Origin of the sequence: Streptosporangium sp. NPDC023825 (assembly GCF_040639575.1) — a bacterium.
In the GTDB taxonomy this organism is placed as follows: Bacteria; Actinomycetota; Actinomycetes; order Streptosporangiales; family Streptosporangiaceae; genus Streptosporangium.
Genome location: NZ_JBFAAE010000029.1, coordinates 83,040 through 102,996, shown reverse-complemented (window position 1 = coordinate 102,996; position 19,957 = coordinate 83,040). Strand labels below are relative to the sequence as shown.

The following is a 19,957-nucleotide window of genomic DNA, read 5'->3' as shown; positions in this document are numbered from 1 at the left end:
TAGTCGCCGACCGATGCGGTGAAGTCGGAGACCGACCCCTGGTTGTTGCTGTTGAAGTAGTAGCAGAACTCGCCGCTCTCGCACACGCCGTTGCGGCCGGCCGCCGAGGCGGGCGCCGCGGTGGCGAGCACCGTCCCGCCGAGCGCCGTCGCGGCGGCCACCGCGATGAGCCTCGAGATCAGCCGGACAGTTCGTGAAGGCACAGTCATCTTCCTCTTCGTCAAAGGTCGCGGCGCGTTATCGGATGTTGTAGCCCTGGGAGTTCCAGAACGAGGTCGGGTTCGGGTTCTCCAGGTGCGGGTCGCCGACGCTCTTGGCCGCACGCGTGTGCCGTCCGGGGCGCATCTCGATGTGGGTGTGCGCGGATGAACTGCTCGACACCCCGCGCCACGCCTCGTCGGCGATGACCTGGTTGCGGCTGACCTGCTGGCCCACGCGCAGGGAGGACCGCGGAGCGGAGTGCAGGTAGATCACCGTCTTGTTCAGCGAGGCGTTGTAGATGGCGATCGTGGAGAGTCCCGCCCTGCCGTTGTATCCGCGTGCGACGTTGATGACCTGGCCGCCCACCAGGGCGTGAACGTCCGCGCCCACGCCGCGGACGATGTCGATGCCCTCGTGCCGGCCGGCGGTGGAGGTGTAGCCGTCGAAGCCGCAGCTGATCCGGCCGCTGGCCGTGTACAGCGAGAACGACATGTTGCTGCGCGATGACGACGACGGGCTGAACTGGTGCGAGGCGTTCTGGTTCTTGAGGGTGGCCGTGAGGTTGCCCCGGGCGCCCGCCTTGAAGTCCTGGTAGGTGCCGGTGTGGCCGCTGTTGAAGTAGACGCGGACGGTCTTGCCGCTCCGGTTCCAGACGGAGGCGGCGGCGTTCTTGATGCACTTGCCCTTGCCGGCGCCGGGCCCCTTGAAGTCGTAGCAGGAGGGCTGCGTGGTGGCGTAGTCGCCGACCGATGCGGTGAAGTCGGAGACCGACCCCTGGTTGTTGCTGTTGAAGTAGTAGCAGAACTCGCCGCTCTCGCACACGCCGTTGCGACCGGCCGCCGAGGCGGGCGCCGCGGTGGCGAGCACCGTCCCGCCGAGCACCACCGCGGCGGCCGCCGCGCTGAGGATCTTGTCAAGCGTTCTCATGGGGTTCTCCTTGTGTCTGTGCGGCCCGGGTTTCGGATGGTCGGCGACGCCGGTACTCCGCCGGGTGCGGGACGCCGCCGACGGGCACCCGGGTGCCCGGGTCGATATGTGGATGACCTCGAACCGGCCGGCTCCGGGCCCGGTGGGCGACGTCCTGCCCGGCAGGCCGTCACGCCCCGGTCAGGGAGGCGAGCAGGGCGGCGCATGAGGGCGACGTCATCGTTACTCCTGGTTTCGGACGCTGGGGGGTGTTTTCCGCGGCGGAGCCCACAATTTCGGATCGCGCACGCCGTGCACAAGAAGATCGTGTTGTCAGCCTGTCCGAGAGGTTCCCCGTACGGGCGTACGCGCCGCCTGACAGGTGGTCCGGCGGCGGGCGGGACGCATGGCCCGCAACCGCGTAAGGCGGTGTTGGGGCAGGTCGAGGTGGCCGTCCGGCAGCCGGTCGAGCCGAGCGGGTGAGCGGCCCGCGGCCACGATGTGTACCGGCGTCTCCAGCCGGGTCAGGGATCAGGGGCGGGCCGGCGTCACACGCGGGGGCCCGGCGGGCGGGTCAGGCCGCGCGGCCGGTGACCTTCGACTGCGTGTAGGCGGCGAAGCGGCGGGCGGCCGGAGACGACGCCTGCCCCGCGGGCAGGACGAGCGCGATCTCGCGCACCAGGGGTTCCGCCGCCAGGGGCAGGAGCGCCACGGGACCGCCACCCGGCGAGTCCGTTCCCGCGGCGCGCGCGCAACTGGGCGGGACCAGTGCCACGCCGAGGCCGGCACCCACGAGGTTCATGAGGAGGGTCCAGTCGGCCACCTCGCAGGTGATCCGCCGGCTCAGCCCGGCGGCGGCGAACGCCGAGTCGATCCGTGTCCGGGTGGTCCAGGACGGGTCGGTCTCGATGAACGGTTCCCGGCTCAGGCGCTCCAGCGTGACGTCCCTCTCCGAGGTGAGCGGATGGCCCGCGGGGCAGGCCACCACGAGTGTCTCGGTGGCCAGGGGGAGCACCCGCAGGCCCGGTACCTTTCCGGGCAGTGGATCGAGAAGGGAGCAGTCCAGCTCTCCCCCGGCCACCATGCGGGCCATGGTCAATCCTCCGGCCTGCTTGACCGTGATCTCCAGGCCCGGATGGGCGCGGGAGAAGTCGGCGAGCCAGACGGGAAGCGGCAGCAGTCGCATGTCGACCGGGTAGGTGCCGATCCGGAGCGATCCGGTCAGCAGCCCGCGCACGTCGTGTACCGCCTGCTGTGCCGCGGCCGCCGCTTCGAGGGTGTGCCTGGCCGCGGGCAGCAGGGCCAGCCCCTCCGCCGTCAGGCGTACGGGGCGGATGCCGCGCACGAACAGCTGCGCGCCGACCTCACGCTCCAGCGCGCGCACGGAGGACGAGAGACCGGACTGGACGATCAGCTCCCGGGCGGCGGCCCTGGTGAAGTTCAGCTCCTCGGCGAGGGCGACGAAATGCCGCAGGTGACGCAGTTCCATGAGCGTCATTATCTCCGACGGAGATGGTCACGATCTGATTCAGCTGTGCCGGAGTGGAAATGGCCGGAACAGCTTTCGCGGTTGAGCCAAGGGCGCGGCCGTTCACGAAGGCGACCGCCTGGTTCAGTCCACCCGAGCGGAGATCCATGTCCATGACGCCCTCCACGGCCGTCCGAGAACGCCCGCGGGTCGTGGAACGTGCCACGCGAGCCGCGCACGCCCGGGGCTTCTGGTTCGTCGCGGTCGCGTTCACCGTGCTGATGGCCTTCGGCACCCTTCCGACCCCGCTGTGGCCGCTGTTCGCCGAGCGCGACGACTTCGGCTCCACCGTCGTCACCATCGCCTTCGCGGCGATGGTCGTGGGTGCGGCGGCGGGTTTCCTCCTCTTCGGGCATCTGTCGGACCGCCTGGGCCGCCGGCGCGTCGTCGTCCCGGCGCTGCTGACCCTGGTGGCGGCATCGCTGGTCCTGGTGCTGTGGCCCTCGGTCGCGGGCCTGCTCGCCGGCCGGGTCCTGACCGGGCTGGCCGTGGGGCTCATGGCCTCGACCGCGACGGCCTACCTCGGTGATCTCCACCAGCAGGCCTATCCGGAACGGTCCGGGTCGGCGACGCCCGGACTCGTCGCGGCCGTGGCCAACCTGGGGGGACTGGCGCTCGGGCCGCTGGCAGCCGGCGTGCTCGCCCAATGGGCGCCGTCTCCGCTGGTCACCCCGTTCGCGCTGTTCGCCGCGGCGGCGCTGGTGCTCGTGATCCTGGTGCTCCGCAGCCCCGAGACCGTCGACCGCGACGCCGCCTCCGAGGTCCCTGCCCGCTTCGCCCTGCGACCCGGTGGCGGCAGGCGATTCGCGGCGGCCGCGAGCACCGGCTTCTTCTCGTTCGCCGTGATGGGCTTCTTCTCCTCTCTGGGGGCCGTCGTCGTCCACGACGTCCTGGGCATCTCCTCGCCCCTGGTCGCCGGTCTGGCGCCGTTCTCGGTCTTCGCCGCCTCCGCCGTCGCGCAGATCGCCCTCAGGCACCTGTCGCCCGGGCGGATGCTGGTGAGCGGGGTGGTGCTCTTCCCCGCCGGGCTCGCGCTGACGGCGGTAGCGCTCTTCCACCCCACTCTGTGGCTCTACCTCACCGCGGCCGCGATCGCGGGCGCGGGCGCGGGCCTGCTGTTCAAGGCGTCGGTCGGCCAGAGCGCCGGTGCCGCCCGGCCCACGTCCCGCGCGGGCGTGCTGGCCGTGTTCTTCGTCATCGCCTACCTGGGCATGGGCCTGCCCTCGATCGCCTTCAGCGTCGTCTCGAAGCACCTCGGACTGCATCCCACGATGATCGGCTTCGCCGTCGCACTCTCCGCGGGTGCCATCGCCGCGGTCGTCGCCTCCACGAAGTCGCCGCATTCGCAGTAATCGTCTTCAGCTGTTTCCAGACGTTATCCGGGGGGCGGCATCTCGATCGAGCCGCGCAGGCCCCGATTTCCGGGACGGTCCGGACGCGAGCCCCGCACGCCCACCTGCGCCGGCGCGATGTCCACGCCCGCCACCTCGACGTGCCGGTCGCCCAACGCCGCGAACGCGCCCGCATCCGCATCCGCATCGAGAAAGGCCTCCGATGGGGTGGCCGGGCCCGCGACGTCCGCACCCCCGGAAGAGATCAGTTCTCGCGTGTCCAGGCGGGCGTGATCCGCACCTCGCGCAGACGCCAGCCTGCCGGCGTCCGGGCTGCGGTGAAGTGCTGTCGCAGGCCGCCGGTGAAGTGGGGTGCCTGGCCATCGCGGTAGTAGTACACGGTCGAGTTCGCCGAGACGGCCGCGTGGTCGCCGTCGACGTCCACCAGGAGGTCGGTGGTCGTGTGCTGGGTTTCCTGCCCCTCGACCTCGCTCCGGCGCATGAAGTCGACGACCTTGTCGATGCCGTGGAGTTCGCCCCCGCGGGGCGAGTGCACGGCCACATCGTCGGCGAAGACGGTGCCCGCGTCCGCCCACCGCTTCTCGTCGAGCAGGAGCGCGAAGCGGGTGAGCAGGTCGGCGATCTCGATACGGTCGGCGATCAGAGTGTCCGTGGACATGACTTCCTCTTTCGTTCTGCAGGGCGGCGATGTTGCCTTCGTGCCGGGTGGCGGTTTCGAGGAGTGAGGGTTCAGGGGGCGGCCAGCACGGCGTCGGCCCTGCCCAGGACGGTGCCCAGGACGCGGCCTGCGGCGGCCAGGTCCTCGGCCGGCAGGTCGCCCCACAGTCCCTGGGTGATCGGGCCGATCGCGGCGCGGACCTGCGTCCAGCGCCTCCGCCCTTCGTCGGTGACCTGGACACGGCCATCCTCGCCGTCGCGCAGGAGCCCTGCGGCGGTCAGCTCGGCGATGCGTTCGGTCACCGACGCCTGGCTGAACCGTGTGGCGCCGCCGACGCGGTGGATGAGCTCGGCCCGGTCGACGGTCCCGCCGCCGGCCACGGTCAGCGTGAGGGTCACCCACTGGGGCTCGGTGATGCCGGTCCCGGCGAGCTGCCGGTCCAGGATCGCGTTGAGCGCCTTCTCGGTCTGGCCGATGAGCGCGGTACCGAAGGTCTGGGCTGCGGTCGTCACGATGGCCTTCCAATCCGTTTCCGCAATTAACGTTCGCTTCACTAACGTTTTTGCCACGAACGAAGTTACATCGTTAGTCCGGCTAACGCAACCCGGGTAGGCTCGGTTTCATGACCAGCAGAGCCGAAGCCGCGGACATGCCCGACCACGGCGAGATCAGGGCCCCGGACAGACTGCGCCGACGGGCCAGCCGCCTGCTGTCACAGATGTCCGCGCAGTCGGACCGGCTGATAACCGAGGGGCTGGCCCAGGCCGACGCCCGCAAGTGGCACTACGCCGTGCTCGCCTCGTTGCAGGAGTACGGCCCCGGCAGCCAGGCGACGCTGAGCCGACGCACCGGCATCTACTGCAGCGACATGGTCGGCGTCCTCAACGAACTGGCCGAGCGCGGCCTCGTCGAGCGGACACCCGATCCGGGTGACCGCCGCCGCAACGTCATCACGATCACCGCTCAGGGCCGCCGGCACCTGCGCCGCCTCGACACGGTCCTGGACGATCTCCACGAAGAACTGCTCGCTCCGCTGCTCCCCGCCGAACGCGACCAGTTCGTGCTGCTGCTCGCCCGCCTGCTGGACCACCACACGCGGCAGGCGCCCCAGGTCCCCTGACCCCCGGCATCCACGATGGGCGACAAGCCGGCCGGCCGGGTCGGGGCCCATCGTCACGGATGACGCCTGGTGGTGGCTCCCTCACCGGCAGGCCTCTTCTCATGCGGACGCGACCGCATGTGCCCGGCCTGCGCGGGCACGGCTTTCCAAGATCACCGTCCCCGACAACGGTCGGAGTACCTGTCGGGAAACGGACACCCGCGCCATTCACCTGTCCTGTCCGGGACACCTCGCGCCCCACCGAGGTGGAACCGGCACCCGTGTGAGGCCGTGAACATGACGGCGCCCCCGGCGGAGGACTGGCCCCCTGCCCTCGCGGGGCGCCAAGACCCCCAACAAAACGGTGTTTACCGGCCAACCGCGCACCTGGGCCGGCCGTCTCATCACTGCCCGCTTCTTCCAGCTTGAGGATTCAATGGTGCGTTCCATTCCCTTGGCCCTGTCCGCCGCCGCTTTGGCCGTGGCGCTCGTCCCCGTCGCGCCGGCGCAGGCCGCCGCGCTGCCGGCGATCCAGATCGTGAAGATCTACTACAACTCTCCGGGGTCGCCGGACTTCGGAGCGAACAGCAGCCTGAACGGCGAATGGGCGCAGATCAAGAACACCACCAGGAAAGCCGTCAACCTCAGTGGGTGGACGCTTCGCGACAAAACCAACCGAACGGATCACATCTACAGGTTCGGCGCGTTCACCCTCGGCGCCGGAAAGACCGTCACCGTGCGGACGGGCAAGGGGAAGGACGACGCCAGGAACCGTTACTGGGGGCGCGCCGGAGGGACGTTCGCGTACATCTGGAACCAGACCTCGGACACGGGATACGTCCACAACCCGTCCGGCAAGCTCGTCGACTCCTGCTCGTACAACAGCTCCCGGGTCGAATGGGTCAACTGCCTGTAGCCGTACAGCGCGACGACGCCCTCGCTCTCCGGAGCGAGGGCGTCGTCGTGCCCGGTCCGCGGGCACGACCGCCCTGGCCGGCCTCGACGCCGGCGCCGCCCGGGAAGCCGTCCCACCCGTGGTCGGGAAGTCCGGCGGCGAGGACGGCCAGACCGAAGTGATCCCCGGTGGGGCGCGGCGGAAGGACCGGGGTCAGGCTCGGCCCCGCGCGGCGGCCGGCCGGTCCCGGGAGGCGTCCGCGCCCCAGCTCGCCAGCAGGCGAAGTGCCTCCTCCGACGTCGAGCCGGGCTCGGCGTGGTAGGTCTCCAGCGCCTGGTCCTGATCGCCGGGGAGCGTGAAGGTCTCGTAGCGAAGGGTCAGCTCACCCGCCAGCGGGTGCATCATCCGCATGCTGCCGTGCGATTTCCTCTTGACGTCGTGGGCCGCCCACAGCGTCCGGAAGTCCTCGCTCCTCATGGACAGCTCAGCGATCAGCGCCGCGAGCAGCGGATCGTCCGCGTGCAGGCCGGCGTCCAGCCTCAGGTTCCCCACCACGTCGTAGGCCTTGGACTCCCAGTCGACGAAGAGCCGCCGGGACGCCGGGTCGAGGAAGGCGATCCTGGCCCAGTTCCGCTCCTGCGAGGCACGCGCCGCCCAGTCACCGAAGAGCGCGCAGGCCGTGCGGTTCCACGCCAGCACATCGGTGCGGCGGCCCCACACGTACGCGGGTATGCCCTCCATCGCCGTCAGCAGCTCCAGCAGCGCGGGCCGCACCTGCTGGCGCTGCGGCGCGGGCCGCCGCCTGTGCTGCTCCGGCTTGGCGAGGTGCAGCAGGTGGGCGTGCTCCGCGTCGGACAGCTCGAGCGCACCGGAGATCGCGTCCAGCACCTCGACCGAGACGTTGCGGCCGTTGCCCTGCTCGAGGCGCGTGTAGTAGGCCACGGAGACCCCGGCGAGCTGTGCCAGCTCCTCCCGCCTCAGGCCCGGTACCCGGCGCCGGCGGCCGTGCTCGGCGAGCCCCACGTCGGCGGGCTTCAGCCGGGCCCTGCGGGTGCGCAGGAACTCGCTCAGCTCCGTGCGCGGGTCGAGAGACCGCTCATGGCCGGATCCCGAGCCGGGCCCCGGCACGGCCGCCGAGCCGGTGCGGGGGCCGGGATGAGTACCCATGCTCCCAGTATCGCGCCAGGCATACCGGGTGGGACCCGCCGGCCTGTCCCCGCTGGTGGTAGTCACACGGGACGTAGGCAAAGCGGGTGTCTGGGTAACGCCGCACGACCGGAGCACCCTGAATGGTGCCCGGAGAAACCGCCCGGGGCCACCCGACCGAGGAGCGCCGGCCCATGACGACCTTTGCCGCTACGCCGCACTCGCGGTCAGGCCCCCTGGAGCGCCGGCCGGTGGGCGGGTCCGAGGCGCTGATCGACATCGGGACCGCCGGTATCCGCCGCTCCGGCATCCACCGGGCGCACGCCGGACGGAGCGGCACGTCGCCGATCGCGCCCGGTCACGAGATCGCCGGCACGGTCGCCGAGATCGGCCTCACGGTCACCAGGTTCACTCCCCGGTAAAGCAACTCGTACCGAGGATCTACGAAGGGTTGCGACGTGTCCACGAATGACTCGACAGTGAAGTTCGTCTGCACGGTCAACGGTGAGGATGTCCGGCTCAGGTTGGACCCGAGAGAATCGCTGCTCGACGTGTTACGTGAGCGGCTCGCGCTGACCGGCACGAAGAAGGGCTGTGACCAGGGCCACTGCGGCGCCTGTACGGTGCATGTGGACGGCCGGCGGGTGGTGGCCTGCCTGACGCCCGCACTCCAGGTCACCGGCCGGGCCGTCACCACCATCGAGGGCGTCGCGGGTGAGGACGGCGGCCTGCACCCGTTGCAGCAGGCGTTCGTCGACAACGACGCGTTGCAGTGCGGTTACTGCACGCCCGGCCAGATCATGTCCGGCATCGCCTGTATCGCCGAGGGCCACACCGCGACCGACGACGAGATCCGCGAATACCTCAGCGGCAACATCTGCCGCTGCGGCGCGTACGCGGGCATCGTCGCGGCGGTGCGGCAGACCGCGGGCGCGACGCGGAACGGGGCGTGAGGTCATGCGCGCATTCACCTACCTCGCGCCGGACACCGTGGACGCCGCCCTGGACGCGCTGCGCACGGCCCAGCCCGGCACCAAGATCCTGGCCGGTGGCACCACCCTGTACGACCTGATGAAACTGGGCATCGAGACACCGCCCGCGGTCATCGACGTGCACCGGCTCGCCGAACTGAACACCATCGACGTCGGCGAGCGGGAACTGGTCTTCGGGGCCGGCGCGCGCATGGCCGACGTGGCCGGCCACCCGGCGATCAAGGCCGGCTACCCGGGCCTGTCCGAGTCGCTGTGGCGCGCCGCGTCGCAGCAGCTGCGCAACATGGCGACCGTCGGCGGGAACCTGCTGCAGCGCACCCGCTGCGCCTACTTCCGCGGCGGTCCGGAATTCCCGTGCAACAAGCGCGAACGGGGCAGCGGCTGCGCCGCCATCGGCGGCCACGACCGTGGCCACGCCCTGCTCGGCGGCAGCGACTCGTGCATCGCCACCTACGCCGGTGACCTCGCCGTCGCGCTGGTCGCGTTCGACGCCGTGGTGGACGTCGCCGGACCCCGGGGGGAACGCGGCGTGCCGCTCGCCGGACTCCACGTCGAACCCGGTGACGACCCGGCCCGCGAACACGTGCTCGCCCCGGACGAGCTCATCGTCCGCATCCGGGTGCCCGCGACCGCGGCCGGACGCGGATCCACCTACCTGAAGATCCGCGACCGCGAGTCCTACGCGTTCGCCCTCGCCTCAGCCGCCGTCGGCCTGACCTTCGACGGCGACGGCCTGGTCGACGAATGCCGGATCGCGCTCGGCGGCGTCGCCACCCGCCCGTGGCGGGCCACCGAGGCCGAACGGAGCCTGCTCGGTCAGCGGCTGACCCCGCGGACCGCCCGCCACGCCGGGGAGGTCGCCTTCGCGGCGGCCCGTCCCGGCACCTCCAACGGATTCCGCGTCGAGCTGGGCATTCGCACGGTCGCCGACGCGCTGGGCACCGCAGGAGAGCGAGCCATCGGATGACCGTCACGAACACTCCCGCCGCACCGGCCGGCACGGGTACGCCGCCGCCGGACACCCGCCGTGTCGACGCCTACGAGAAGGTCACCGGCAAGGCCCGTTACAGCGCCGACCGCGTACCGGAGGGCGTCGCGTACGCGACGTTCGCCACCGCGCGGATCGGCAAGGGCCGCGTCGTGCGGATCGACACCTCGGCTGCCACAGCCGTGCCCGGCGTGCTGCTGGTGGAGACCACCTTCGGCCCGGACGAACTGCGCGACGTCGGCTTCGTCATGGCCGGCGGGCACGCGGTGCAGAGCCTGCAGCCACTGCGCGACGACCACGTCGCCTACCGGGGCCAGCCGATCGCCCTGGTCGTCGCCGACGACCTCGTCGCCGCGACCGAGGCGGCGCGGCTGATCACGGCCGAGTACCGGCCGGAACCGTTCGCGGTGAGGATCGACGCCGAGGGCGCCGACACCCTGCTGCAGGAGCGGGCGATCCCGCTGCCGTTCCTGGCCGACATCAAGGTCGGTGACGCGGACGCGGCGTTCGAGGCCAGCCCGGTGCGGATCGCCGGCACCTACGAGCACCCCGCGCAGCACGCGGTGCCGATGGAGCCGCACGCCGGCGTCGTGCGCTGGGACGGCGGCAGGCTCATCGTCGACGACAGCACCCAGAACGCGAACGCGGTGCGGTTCGGCCTGGCCGCCCAGCTCGGCCTGGACCCGGCCGACGTCGAGGTCAGCTCGCCCTACATCGGCGGCGGGTTCGGCAACAAGAACGCCCTGTACGGGTACCTCGGGCCGATCGCCGTCGCGTCCCGCCGGCTCGGCAGGCCGGTCAAGATGGCGCTCCCCAGGTCGCAGACCTTCCACAACGGCAGTTTCCGGCCGAACTCTGTACACACCGTGCGGCTCGGCGCGGACGAGAACGGCAGGCTGCTCGCCGCGATCCACGAGGTCGACCAGCAGACCTCGCGGCACGACCTGTTCCCGTGCCAGGCCACCGAGGTCACCTCCCGGCTCTACGCGGTGCCCGCCTTCCGCGGCCGGCAGCGCCTGGTGCGGACCGACGTGCAGACCCCTGGTTTCATGCGGGCGCCGTGGGAGAGCCCGGCCGCCTTCGCGTTCGAGTCCGCGATGGACGAGCTCGCCTGCGCGACCGGCCGCGACCCGGTGGAGCTGCGGCTGGCGAACGACGCCGCGGTCGACCCGGTCACCGGACTGCCGTTCTCCGGCCGGCACCTGGCCGAGTGCCTGCGCCGCGGCGCGGCCCGGTTCGGCTGGGGCGAACGCGATCCGGAGCCGGGATCGATGATCGCCGAGGACGGTTCGATCCTCGGCTGGGGGGTGGCGGCCGGCTGCTATCCGGGCAGCATCGTGCCCGTCGTCGCGCACGTCTCCGCGGCGGAGGACGGCACCGTCACCGTAGCCGCCGGCGGCCATGAGATGGGCCAGGGCATCCGCTCGGCCATCGCGCTACTCGTCGCACGCGACCTCGGCGTGCCGGTGAGCAAGGTGATCGTGCAGGTCGGCGACACCCGCCTGGTGCCGCAGCATCTCACCGCCGGTTCCTGGGGTACCGCGAGCGCGCTGCCCGCCGTGCGGGCCGCCGTCGACGAGCTGCGCGAGGCCCTGGGCGTCACCGCCCCCGGCGACGTGGACATCCCGGCCGCGGTCCGCGCCACGGGCAGGCCGGTGGTGACGGCCGAGGCCACCACGCTCGCGCCCGGCCAGACCCCGCAGGTCCTCAAGCAGCTCGACGGCGGTTTCCTCGCCTACGCCGGGCCGGTCTACCCGGAGTTCGTCACGTTCAGCTGGGTCGCGCACTTCGTCGAGGTCAGGATCGAACCCACCACGCGGCGCGTCCGGGTGCCTCGAGTGGTCAGCGTCACCGACTGCGGCCGGGTGGCCAGCCCGGTCACCGCGGCCAGCCAGGTCCGTGGCGCCGTGGTGATGGGGATCGGCGCGGCGCTGCGCGAGGAGAGCGACGTGGACGACCGCTTCGGCGGGTTCCTCAACCCCACGTTGGAGGAGTACCCGGTGCCGGTCAACGCCGACGTCCACCGGCTCGAGGTCGAGTTCATCGACGAACCCGATTTGCTGTTCAACCCGCTCGGCGTGAAGGGCGTCGGCGAGGTCGGCATGGTCGGGGTGGCGGCGGCGATCGCCAACGCCGTGCACCACGCGACCGGCCGGCGCATACGCCGGCTGCCGATCCGGCTGGAAAATGTCCTCTGAACCGCTGACGGCCGTGCCGCCCGCCGACGCTCCCGGCAACCGGCCGTCGGTCAGCCGGCCGGACGCGCTCAGCCCGGCCGCGCTGGCCGACGCCAGGCGGCACCAGCCGCTGCGCGGCCTGATCGGCCTGGCCTTCGTCGTCCCCGTGACCGTGCTGCTGTCCGTCGGCGCGGGCGGGGCCTTCCACTCGTTGATCCTGCTCGGGCCGATCATCACGTTCGCGCTGCCGGTCATGGCGATGATCGCGTTCTGGTGGGAGGACTGGCCCGGCACGCTGCTCCCGCGTCCCTGGTCCGGCCTGTACGACACCGTGATCGTCGCGGCCGGCGGCGTAGTGCTGGCCGCGCTCGGCCGGCTCGTGGTCAGCGGGCCCGACCTGATCGGCGTGTTCACGCCGGACCCCGGCGCATATCCGGCCACGGAGCCGCTGGCCGGCGGCATTTTCACGATCATGCTGCACCTGACCCTGGTCTGCGAGCGCCGGCCGCTCGACGGTTTCGGCCGCGTCCCGGCCGGCCTCGCCGCCCTGGTGCTGTGCTGGGCGCTCGGCCTGATCGCCTGGCTGGCCGTCGCGGTGCGCTCGCACGCGGTCCCGCCGGAGAACTACGGTGCCTGGTTCACGTCGATCGGCCTGTGGCAGATGATCTTCTATGTCGCGTTGCGCGGCTGGCCGTTCACGCGGATCGGCCGGAGGTGGTTGCGGCTGCTGCTCGGCAACGTGGTCGTGATCGCCTGCGGGTGGGGCGGTTACCTGCTCGCCGCCGACGGCCTCGCCTGGCCGGGGACCCGGATCACCGCCGTCGCCGGCACCGGTATCGGCTGCGTCCTGCTGGTGTCCATGCTGTTCGAGGGATGGCCGGCGATCCGGATGACCGACCGGCTCGCGCCGGGCCGCGCCATCGTCCTGTCGGTCGCGGCGACGCTCACCGCGCTGCTGGGCTGGTCGCTGCCGATGCTCGCCCACGCCCTCGGCGTGCCGCAGGAGCGCGAATGGGGCTGGAGCACGCAGGTCACGTTGAACGCGCTGAGCACCGCGGTGATCCTGCACGTCGCGGTGTGGCGACGGTGGCCGGCGCGTACCCGGCCACCCGGATGAACGCGCGGGCGCGTCATGTTCGGCGGTAACTCAACGGGTCATGCCCAGGCAGCGCAGCGCGCCGGCCGGCGACGGCGGCGAGGGTCGTCCGGAGCGCCACGGGGCTGCCCGTACGGGCGGAGGGCGGCCGAACCGGCATCCGCTGGTGATCGTCCACGTCGTCCACGTCGTCCACGCCGAGCCTCCGTTCTCCCGGAGTTCGACGGAGAGGTCGCTCATCGAGGTGGCGGTCGTCCAGCCCACCGGCCTCGTGCCGTCCCCGTCCGGGCTTCCAGGACCACGATTATCACAAAAAGATAACAGAATTGAGGTATACTCATGTTTACCGCCGTTGCCACCGCGGTCGACGAGCCGCTCGCGTTCACCGAACGCGAGGTGCCCGAACCCGGGCAGGGCGAGGTGCTCGTCAAGATCATCGCGTGCGGAGTCTGCCACACGGACCTGGACCTGCTTCAGGGCCACTGGCCCATCGCCCGCTTCCCGGTCGTGCCCGGCCACGAGATCACCGGCGTGGTGGCCGCTGCCGGTCCCGGCGTGTCGTGGCCCGAGGTCGGCACGTCCGTGGGCGCCCAGTTCCTCGGCGACTCCTGCCGTCGCTGCGACCACTGCGTGCGCGGCGAGCAGATCCTCTGCCCCAGGAAGCGCATCACGGGCATCGTCATGGACGGCGGTTACGCCGAGTACGCCGTCCTCAAGGCCGACTTCGTGACCCCGCTGCCCCAGGGGCTCGACCCGGTCGCGGCGGCCCCGCTGATGTGCGCGGGCCTGACCGCCTTCAACGGCCTGCGGCAGGGCGGGATCACCGCCACCTCGCGCGTCGCGGTCATCGGCGCCGGCGGCGTCGGCTCGCTGGCGATCCGCTACGCCGTCGCCATGGGAGCCCGCGTAGCCGTCATCGGCCGGTCGGACCGGGGCGAGGCGGCGGCGAGGGAGATGGGCGCCGAACGGTTCATCGCCACCCAGGACTCCGACCCGGCCGAGGCGCTCAAGGCCTGGGACGGCGGCGCGAACCTGATCTTCAACGCCGCCCCGTCCACCTCGGCGGCTGCGGCGGCGTTCACCGGTCTGGCGCCCGACGGCACGCTCGTGCTGGTCGGGTACGGCCCCGAGCCGCTGACCCTGCCCACCCGGCCGATGGCCCTCAACCGGCTGCACGCCATGATCAACCCGTCCGGCTCCCCGCACGACATGCGCGACACCCTCGCGTTCTCGGCGGCGCACGACATCCTGCCCGAGTTCACCTCGATCGGCCTGCGCGACGCCAACGCGGCGCTCGCCGCCATGGCCAGGGGTCACGCCGGCAAGCGGTCCGTCATCACCTTCGGCTGACCGCCGCCGGCGGAGTCAGTGCCGGAGAGTCAGTGCCGGGCCGGCGGAGTCAGTGCCGGACGGTGACCACGATCTTGTGGCGCGCGGTCTGGATGGCGGCGATCCCGACGCTGGAGGACGCGGCGGTGATCAGAACGTGGTCGCCGGGGCGGGAGCGCTGTAAGAGGACCCCGGATCCGCCTCCTTAATCGAACGTACTAGTCTGTTCGATTAAGGAGGCAGGTCATGGTGACGAAGACGAGAAAGACGAACACGGTGGAGAAGATCCTCGCCACGGCGGCCGAGCTGTTCTACGCCCACGGGCTGCGAGGAGTCGGCATCGATCAGGTCATCGCCGAATCGGGTGTCGCGAAGTCCACGCTGTACGTGCACTTCCGCACGAAGGACGACCTCGTCGCGGCCTACCTGCGCAGGACCGACGACTCCTGGATGGCGCAGCTGCAAGCCGCCGCGGAGCGCGCCGGCGACGCGGCCGGCGACCAGCTCGCGGGACTCTTCGACGCGCTCCAGGACGCCTTCGACAGGCACGGCTTCTTCGGCTGCCCGTTCGTCAGCGCCGGCGTCGAAGCCCCGATGGACTCGGAAGCACGAGCGATCACCGTCCAGCACGTGCGACGCCGCCAGGACTGGCTGACCGAGCTCGGCTCGAAGGCCGGAGCCGACGACCCGCGGGCGCTCGCCCGCCACATCGGACTCCTCATCGACGGCGCTCTCGCGTCCGGCCGGCTCCTCCAGGACCGCACGGTCGTGGACGACGCGAAGGACATGGCCGTCCGGCTCGTCGCCGCCCACACCGGCCGCCACGCAGGCGCGGACCAATGACCTGCCTTCGGGCCTGAACGGCACCGACGGCCCGATCACACTCCATCGGCTCATCGAGAACACACGAAACGAGGCGGCACCATGCGCGCGGTAGTACTTGAGCAGTTCGACACCCCCCTGGTCCTGAGCGAGATCGACGAACCCGTCGCCGGCCCGGGCCAGGTGCTGGTGAAGGTCAAGGCGAGCGGGGTCAACCCGCTGGACACCAAGATCCGGGCTGGGAGGGCCGGCCACGCCAAGAGCCGCCTGCCGGCCGTGCTCGGCATGGACCTGGCCGGTGTGGTGGAGGAGGCCGGCGCGGAGGTCACCGGCTTCACCCCCGGCGACGAGGTGTACGGGTTGACCGGCGGGGTGGGCGACCTCCAGGGCTCGCTCGCGGAGTACGTCGCCGTGGACGCCAGGCTGCTCGCGCACAAGCCGCGGTCCCTGAGCATGCGGCAGGCCGCGGCGCTGCCGCTCGTCGTCATCACCGCGTGGGAAGGCCTCGTGGACCGGGCGCGGGTGCGCGCGGGCCAGAAGGTGCTGATCCACGGCGGTGCCGGCGGCATCGGACACGTGGCCGTCCAGATCGCCCGCGCTCGCGGCGCCGAGGTCTACGCGACCGGATCGCCTCGAAGCCTGAAGAGCATCGAGGGTCTCGGCGCCACCGCGATCGACCACACCACCACATCGGTGGACGAGTACGTCGCCCGGCACACCGATGGCGAGGGCTTCGACATCGTCTACGACACCGTCGGCGGAGCGACCCTCGACGCCTCGTTCGCCGCGGTACGCACCTACACCGGCCATGTTCTCAGCGCTCTGGGCTGGGGGAGCCACAGCCTCGCACCCCTGTCGTTCCGGGGCGCCACCTACTCCGGCGTCTTCACCCTGCTGCCGATGCTGACCGGCCGAGGACGAGAGCATCACGGGGAGATCCTTCGCGAAGCGGCCTCCCTGGCCGACTCGGGGGCATTGAAGCCCCTGCTCGACACCCGGCACTTCACCCTCGCCACCGTCCCCGACGCGCACGCCGCGGTGGAGAGCGGCACCGCCAGGGGCAAGGTGGTCATCGACGTCGAGGAGTGAGCCCGGCTCCGGTTTCCCTGAGAGTGTGTCCTCGGGGCGTGGAAGGGCGCCGAGAGCGCCGGGCTCTCGCACAAGAAGATCATCCAGTCGCCCTCGTCCTTCGTACGGGTGGCCCGGACCCTGTACTCCCCAGGATCGAGATCGATGACGAGCCGATCGCCGGGCTCCGACTCAGCGCCGGGAATCGCGGAGTCGAAGAGCACGACCGGCTCTCGCACTTCCCATGACGTGGTGCGTTCGCGACACCGCAGGCGAGATGGCCCGCCAACGGTGGTCAGCCTTCGAAGGACTGCCGGCCGAGGACGTCCAGAAACTCGAAATTCTCCGCGGTGGCCGACCCGGGCTGGGGCCGGAAGATCACCAAGCGGTGCCCGGTGGTGGAGCTGAGCACGAAATCGCACTGCACGTCCAACTGCCCGGCATGCGGGTGGACCAGCGTCTTGAGGGTGGACCGCAGGGGCGCGACCTCCATGTCGTCCCAGTAACGGCGGAACTCCTCGCTGGCCTCGGCCAAATCTGCGATGAGCTGGTCGCTGACGGCGTCCCGGCCCCGGTGAGCGGCGGCGGCGCGCAGGTCCGCCGTGTAGCCACGCCCGATCGCCTCGTACTCTTCGGGAACGTTGAGGGCACGCGACGCCGGATCGGTGAACCAGCGCCAGGTCACGTTGCCCGCGCGGTCGCCGCCGCCGTGTGCCCATGAGCCGATGAGCGCGTGGCTGAGCCGATTCTGCGCGAGCATGTTGGTCAGGTCGTCGATGATGTGCGCGGGCACCGTGGTCAGCGCGTCGAGCAGGAACATCATCGCCGGGTCGACATAGCCGCCGGTCGCGCCCAACCGGGGCGGCGGATAGCCCGCCAGGCGGTAGAGATGATCGCGCTCGTCCACCGACAGCCGCAATGCCCGAGCCAGGCTCGCCAGCAGTGCCCTGGAGGGTTTGGCGTTGCGGGACTGCTCCAGCCGCTCGTAGTAGTCCACGGACACATCGGCCAGCAACGCGACCTCGGAACGGCGCAGGCCGGGCGTGCGCCGGCGTCCGCCGGGCACGAGCCCGACATCCGCCGGCCGCAGGACCTCCCGACGGGCCCTCAGAAAACTACCCACGTCGCCGTGCTTCACGATGCGCTCACTCCTGAATCGCCCTCATCGCGACCGGCGCGTAACGCTCGCCCGCCACGGCGCCGGCCGGAATCGCCTCGTCCAGCGCCGTGAGCGTCTCGGCGTCCAGCACGAGGTCTGCCGCGGCGACGTTGTCTTCCAGGTAGACCCGGCGCTTGGTGCCGGGGATCGCGGTCACACCCTGCGCCAGCACCCACGCCAGCGCCAACTGACCAGGCATGACACCACGATTCTCGGCGATCGCCCGGACCTTGTCGACCAGCCGGAGGTTGTGCTCCAGGCTCTCCCCCAGGAAGCGGGGGGCCGTGCGGCGGAAGTCCCCCTCCGGCAACCCCTCCACCGAACGCAGACCACCGGTGAGGAACCCGCGCCCCAGGGGCGAGTACGCCACGAACCCGATGCCCAGCTCCCGTACGGTGTCCAGCACACCGTTGGACTCCACCGTGCGCGTGAACAGCGAGTACTCCGTCTGCACCGCGGAGAGCGGAGCGGCGGAGTGAGCCGCGCGGATGCTCTCCGCCGACGCCTCACTGATCCCCAGGTAGCGCACCTTCCCCTCGGCGACCAGTTCCCCCAGAGCGCCGAAGGACTCCTCCACCGGCACCTTCGGGTCAACCCGGTGCAGGTAGTACAGATCAATGTGATCCGTGCCCAGGCGGCGGAGCGACCCCTCGATCGACCGGCGCAGGTAGTCGGGCCGGCCGTTCGGACCACCGACGATTTTCCCCGTCTCGTCAAGGGTCACGCCACCGCCCTTGGTGGCCACCACGATCTGGTCACGGTGGGCCGACACCGCCCGTCCCAGTAGTTCCTCGCCGCTGAACGGGCCGTACATGTCCGCCGTGTCGAACATCGACACACCGAGCTCGATCGCCCGGTGCACCGTGGCCACAGCCTCCGCGTCGTCGGGAGTGCCGTACATCGCGGTCATGCCCATCGTGCCGAGTCCCTCGATCGAGGTCACCAAGCCCTGGTTGCCGACCGAATGCGCCTTCATGCCCATGTTTGATCGTCCGTTTCTCCTGTCGGGCCCGCCCCGTCCGGCTGCCATGTGAGAAGCATGCGGCCGGTGTGGAAATCTTTCAGCGTCCTCCCTAGCCCCGTCTTCGCAGGACGACGTTGCCTGCCTCGGTGTTCCCGGGCGCCTGGGCGACCGGGTTCACGGCCTCGACGAGGCCTGTGGCGTATGAGGCTGGCGCCTGCGGCGGTGAGGATGTGTCGCACGCGGGTGATGTACCCCGAATACGGCTCCAGCCTGGGTGAAGAGCGCAAAGGTGAACCGCGCTGAGATCGCTGGAGCTTCGATGCACCCGGGCGGGCCCGGAGGCGTCCGAGCGGGCTCGCCCGGCCCTGGACCACGCCTTCACCGCGGCGGGCTCACGTGGATGTGCCCCCATTGTGCCCTCCGGCTGCTTTGATCTTGCCCAGCGAGGGCTCCACCGCAGGTCAGAGGGGAGGGGTGGACGAGTCGGCCTGTAGGCCGGATAAGTACACCACTCGCTAAACGACCAATATCACTGGCTGCACAGAATCACGAAGGGCCTGGTAGACGCCTATTTTCGGCTCTCCAGGCCCTTCCATTGCATCGGTGCCTGTTCCAGCCCGTTCAGGGGCACTGTGCTGACCCCGTGCCGACCCGCTCCCCCGGGTCTAATCCAGCCACCATGAGGGAAGAGCCCAGCAGGCTCGGCACCGAGAACAGGAGGCCCGCAAGCGGTGACCCCTAGACGAAGTACCGGGCGGGGTTGAAGGTGCCTGAGATTCTTTCCCCTGACACGGGAAGAGGCGCTCTACGCCTCATCTCCTCATGGGGGTTGACCCGGGGGGTTAAGGGCGTCGCGCCCTACACCCCTACTATCCGGCAGGAAATTTCTGCACGATCAGCCTGCTCTCCGAGGGTCGGGATGATTACCGCTCTTCGTCCCGGCTCTGGCTACGGGCGGCAGGGAATCTGTCCTTATTCTGGCATTCTCTATGCATGATCGGACGTCTCGAAAAAACAGTGATCGACTGCCCGGACCCGCGCACTCTCGCGGAGTTCTACTGCCGGGTGCTCGACATGAGGATCAACGAGGACATCGACGGCTGGGTGGTCATCGGCCTGGAACCCGGTCTTCGACAGCTGGCCTTTCAAAGGGCGACCCCATGGGTTCCGCCGCGCTGGCCCGACCCGGCGCATCCCCAGCAGATGCACCTCGATGTTCGTGTGAGTGACCCCGACCAGGCCGAGCGGGAACTCCTTGCTCTGGGTGCCACCCGTGTCCCAGGAGAACGTGAGACAGGCTTTCGCGTCTTCACCGATCCCGTCGGCCACCCGTTCTGCATCGTCTTCGGTGGTCACGGTACAAGCTGAACCGGCCACGGCTTGTCTACCGCCAGAACCCGGACCGATTCTCCTCGAAAGCCGAGCAACCATGCAGTCACCGACCTACCTGCACGACTTTCTGGTCTCGACCCTCTTCACCGAAGGGCTCGACGCCGATCCGGACCTGTGGTCGCCGGAATTCAGCGCCCTCTGAATCAAGGGTGCGGACTCACGACCTGCGACGGAATCTACGATCA

General features: G+C 70.7%; 19 protein-coding genes and 3 pseudogenes. 13 read left to right on the top strand and 9 right to left on the bottom strand.

The genetic code is table 11. The features are described from left to right. The 3 genes and pseudogenes from AB0G15_RS24565 to AB0G15_RS24555 form a co-directional block, all read right to left on the bottom strand. Nucleotides 1-203, bottom strand: a pseudogene (locus tag AB0G15_RS24565) (hypothetical protein); the annotation flags it as partial. Between the two features lie 34 nt (nt 204-237). Then, nucleotides 238-1,128 carry a peptidase inhibitor family I36 protein gene (locus AB0G15_RS24560; protein ID WP_362843895.1) on the bottom strand — a complete coding sequence of 297 codons (891 nt, stop codon included), beginning with the start codon at nt 1,126-1,128 and terminating at the stop codon, nt 238-240. Between the two features lie 553 nt (nt 1,129-1,681). Next, complete coding sequence (locus tag AB0G15_RS24555; RefSeq protein ID WP_362843892.1) at nt 1,682-2,596, bottom strand: LysR family transcriptional regulator; 915 nt, start codon at nt 2,594-2,596, stop codon at nt 1,682-1,684. A 152-nt stretch (nt 2,597-2,748) separates the two neighbouring features. Here AB0G15_RS24555 and AB0G15_RS24550 point away from each other — a divergent pair, with 152 nt between their 5' ends. Continuing rightward, nucleotides 2,749-3,987, top strand: a complete 1,239-nt coding sequence (locus tag AB0G15_RS24550) for an MFS transporter (protein WP_362843889.1) — start codon at nt 2,749-2,751, stop codon at nt 3,985-3,987. A gap of 68 nt (nt 3,988-4,055) precedes the next feature. Further along, nucleotides 4,056-4,202 (top strand): annotated as a pseudogene (locus AB0G15_RS24545) (IS630 family transposase); the annotation flags it as partial. Nucleotides 4,203-4,231: 29 nt separating this feature from the next. On the opposite strand, the gene AB0G15_RS24540 reads toward AB0G15_RS24545, so the two are convergent. Further along, a complete protein-coding gene (locus tag AB0G15_RS24540; RefSeq protein WP_362843886.1) occupies nt 4,232-4,645 on the bottom strand; it encodes a nuclear transport factor 2 family protein in 414 nt (137 codons plus the stop codon). Between the two features lie 71 nt (nt 4,646-4,716). Then, nucleotides 4,717-5,157 (bottom strand): hypothetical protein, encoded by a 441-nt coding sequence (locus tag AB0G15_RS24535; protein WP_362843883.1) that lies wholly within the window; start codon nt 5,155-5,157, stop codon nt 4,717-4,719. A 110-nt stretch (nt 5,158-5,267) separates the two neighbouring features. Between AB0G15_RS24535 and AB0G15_RS24530 the strand changes: the two genes are divergently transcribed. Further along, a complete protein-coding gene (locus tag AB0G15_RS24530; protein ID WP_362843881.1) occupies nt 5,268-5,765 on the top strand; it encodes a MarR family transcriptional regulator in 498 nt (165 codons plus the stop codon). Between the two features lie 415 nt (nt 5,766-6,180). Then, nucleotides 6,181-6,660, top strand: a complete 480-nt coding sequence (locus AB0G15_RS24525) for a lamin tail domain-containing protein (RefSeq protein ID WP_362843879.1) — start codon at nt 6,181-6,183, stop codon at nt 6,658-6,660. Nucleotides 6,661-6,852: 192 nt separating this feature from the next. Here the strand turns inward: AB0G15_RS24525 and AB0G15_RS24520 are convergent, their stop codons facing one another. After that, the gene (locus AB0G15_RS24520) at nt 6,853-7,806 is read right to left on the bottom strand and encodes a helix-turn-helix domain-containing protein (RefSeq protein WP_362843876.1); all 954 of its coding nucleotides are present in this window, start codon (nt 7,804-7,806) and stop codon (nt 6,853-6,855) included. A 173-nt stretch (nt 7,807-7,979) separates the two neighbouring features. Here AB0G15_RS24520 and AB0G15_RS24515 point away from each other — a divergent pair, with 173 nt between their 5' ends. The 8 genes from AB0G15_RS24515 (at nt 7,980) to AB0G15_RS24480 (ending at nt 16,278) form a co-directional block, all read left to right on the top strand. Continuing rightward, nucleotides 7,980-8,207 (top strand): alcohol dehydrogenase catalytic domain-containing protein, encoded by a 228-nt coding sequence (locus tag AB0G15_RS24515; protein WP_362843873.1) that lies wholly within the window; start codon nt 7,980-7,982, stop codon nt 8,205-8,207. Between the two features lie 36 nt (nt 8,208-8,243). After that, a complete protein-coding gene (locus AB0G15_RS24510; protein WP_362843870.1) occupies nt 8,244-8,738 on the top strand; it encodes a (2Fe-2S)-binding protein in 495 nt (164 codons plus the stop codon). Between the two features lie 4 nt (nt 8,739-8,742). Next, entirely contained in the window at nt 8,743-9,744 is a 1,002-nt protein-coding gene (locus AB0G15_RS24505; protein WP_362843867.1) for a xanthine dehydrogenase family protein subunit M, read from the top strand. Continuing rightward, the gene (locus AB0G15_RS24500; protein ID WP_362843864.1) at nt 9,741-11,963 is read left to right on the top strand and encodes a xanthine dehydrogenase family protein molybdopterin-binding subunit; all 2,223 of its coding nucleotides are present in this window, start codon (nt 9,741-9,743) and stop codon (nt 11,961-11,963) included. Before AB0G15_RS24505 ends, AB0G15_RS24500 begins: the two co-directional genes overlap by 4 nt. Next, on the top strand, nt 11,953-13,059 hold the full coding sequence (locus AB0G15_RS24495; RefSeq protein ID WP_362843861.1) for a hypothetical protein: 1,107 nt from the start codon (nt 11,953-11,955) through the stop codon (nt 13,057-13,059). The genes AB0G15_RS24500 and AB0G15_RS24495 overlap by 11 nt, the downstream gene beginning before the upstream one ends. A gap of 318 nt (nt 13,060-13,377) precedes the next feature. Next, complete coding sequence (locus AB0G15_RS24490) at nt 13,378-14,388, top strand: alcohol dehydrogenase catalytic domain-containing protein (protein WP_362843859.1); 1,011 nt, start codon at nt 13,378-13,380, stop codon at nt 14,386-14,388. A gap of 225 nt (nt 14,389-14,613) precedes the next feature. Continuing rightward, nucleotides 14,614-15,210, top strand: a complete 597-nt coding sequence (locus AB0G15_RS24485) for a TetR/AcrR family transcriptional regulator (protein ID WP_362843856.1) — start codon at nt 14,614-14,616, stop codon at nt 15,208-15,210. An 81-nt stretch (nt 15,211-15,291) separates the two neighbouring features. Then, on the top strand, nt 15,292-16,278 hold the full coding sequence (locus AB0G15_RS24480) for a zinc-dependent alcohol dehydrogenase family protein (protein WP_362843853.1): 987 nt from the start codon (nt 15,292-15,294) through the stop codon (nt 16,276-16,278). Between the two features lie 107 nt (nt 16,279-16,385). Here AB0G15_RS24480 and AB0G15_RS24475 read toward each other — a convergent pair. The 3 genes and pseudogenes from AB0G15_RS24475 to AB0G15_RS24465 form a co-directional block, all read right to left on the bottom strand. Next, nucleotides 16,386-16,529 (bottom strand): annotated as a pseudogene (locus AB0G15_RS24475) (Imm21 family immunity protein); the annotation flags it as partial. A gap of 23 nt (nt 16,530-16,552) precedes the next feature. Beyond that, entirely contained in the window at nt 16,553-17,395 is an 843-nt protein-coding gene (locus AB0G15_RS24470) for a helix-turn-helix domain-containing protein (protein ID WP_362843851.1), read from the bottom strand. Nucleotides 17,396-17,402: 7 nt separating this feature from the next. Continuing rightward, nucleotides 17,403-18,392 carry an aldo/keto reductase gene (locus AB0G15_RS24465; protein ID WP_362843848.1) on the bottom strand — a complete coding sequence of 330 codons (990 nt, stop codon included), beginning with the start codon at nt 18,390-18,392 and terminating at the stop codon, nt 17,403-17,405. Nucleotides 18,393-19,373: 981 nt separating this feature from the next. On the opposite strand from AB0G15_RS24465, the gene AB0G15_RS24460 reads away from it, so the two are divergent. Beyond that, nucleotides 19,374-19,748 (top strand): VOC family protein, encoded by a 375-nt coding sequence (locus AB0G15_RS24460; protein WP_362843845.1) that lies wholly within the window; start codon nt 19,374-19,376, stop codon nt 19,746-19,748. The last annotated feature ends 209 nt before the right edge of the window (nt 19,749-19,957 follow it).

Bases quoted from the DNA above. Each gene is read 5' to 3' on its own strand.
- AB0G15_RS24540 (WP_362843886.1), bottom strand. From the start codon at position 4,645: ATGTCCACGGACACTCTGATCGCCGACCGTATCGAGATCGCCGACCTG.
- AB0G15_RS24530 (WP_362843881.1), top strand. From the start codon at position 5,268: ATGACCAGCAGAGCCGAAGCCGCGGACATGCCCGACCACGGCGAGATC.
- AB0G15_RS24515 (WP_362843873.1), top strand. From the start codon at position 7,980: ATGACGACCTTTGCCGCTACGCCGCACTCGCGGTCAGGCCCCCTGGAG.
- AB0G15_RS24495 (WP_362843861.1), top strand. From the start codon at position 11,953: ATGTCCTCTGAACCGCTGACGGCCGTGCCGCCCGCCGACGCTCCCGGC.
- AB0G15_RS24480 (WP_362843853.1), top strand. From the start codon at position 15,292: ATGCGCGCGGTAGTACTTGAGCAGTTCGACACCCCCCTGGTCCTGAGC.
- AB0G15_RS24555 (WP_362843892.1), bottom strand. From the start codon at position 2,596: ATGGAACTGCGTCACCTGCGGCATTTCGTCGCCCTCGCCGAGGAGCTG.
- AB0G15_RS24485 (WP_362843856.1), top strand. From the start codon at position 14,614: ATGGTGACGAAGACGAGAAAGACGAACACGGTGGAGAAGATCCTCGCC.
- AB0G15_RS24520 (WP_362843876.1), bottom strand. From the start codon at position 7,806: ATGGGTACTCATCCCGGCCCCCGCACCGGCTCGGCGGCCGTGCCGGGG.
- AB0G15_RS24505 (WP_362843867.1), top strand. From the start codon at position 8,743: ATGCGCGCATTCACCTACCTCGCGCCGGACACCGTGGACGCCGCCCTG.
- AB0G15_RS24550 (WP_362843889.1), top strand. From the start codon at position 2,749: ATGACGCCCTCCACGGCCGTCCGAGAACGCCCGCGGGTCGTGGAACGT.
- AB0G15_RS24460 (WP_362843845.1), top strand. From the start codon at position 19,374: ATGATCGGACGTCTCGAAAAAACAGTGATCGACTGCCCGGACCCGCGC.
- AB0G15_RS24560 (WP_362843895.1), bottom strand. From the start codon at position 1,128: ATGAGAACGCTTGACAAGATCCTCAGCGCGGCGGCCGCCGCGGTGGTG.
- AB0G15_RS24500 (WP_362843864.1), top strand. From the start codon at position 9,741: ATGACCGTCACGAACACTCCCGCCGCACCGGCCGGCACGGGTACGCCG.
- AB0G15_RS24465 (WP_362843848.1), bottom strand. From the start codon at position 18,392: ATGAAGGCGCATTCGGTCGGCAACCAGGGCTTGGTGACCTCGATCGAG.
- AB0G15_RS24525 (WP_362843879.1), top strand. From the start codon at position 6,181: ATGGTGCGTTCCATTCCCTTGGCCCTGTCCGCCGCCGCTTTGGCCGTG.
- AB0G15_RS24490 (WP_362843859.1), top strand. From the start codon at position 13,378: ATGTTTACCGCCGTTGCCACCGCGGTCGACGAGCCGCTCGCGTTCACC.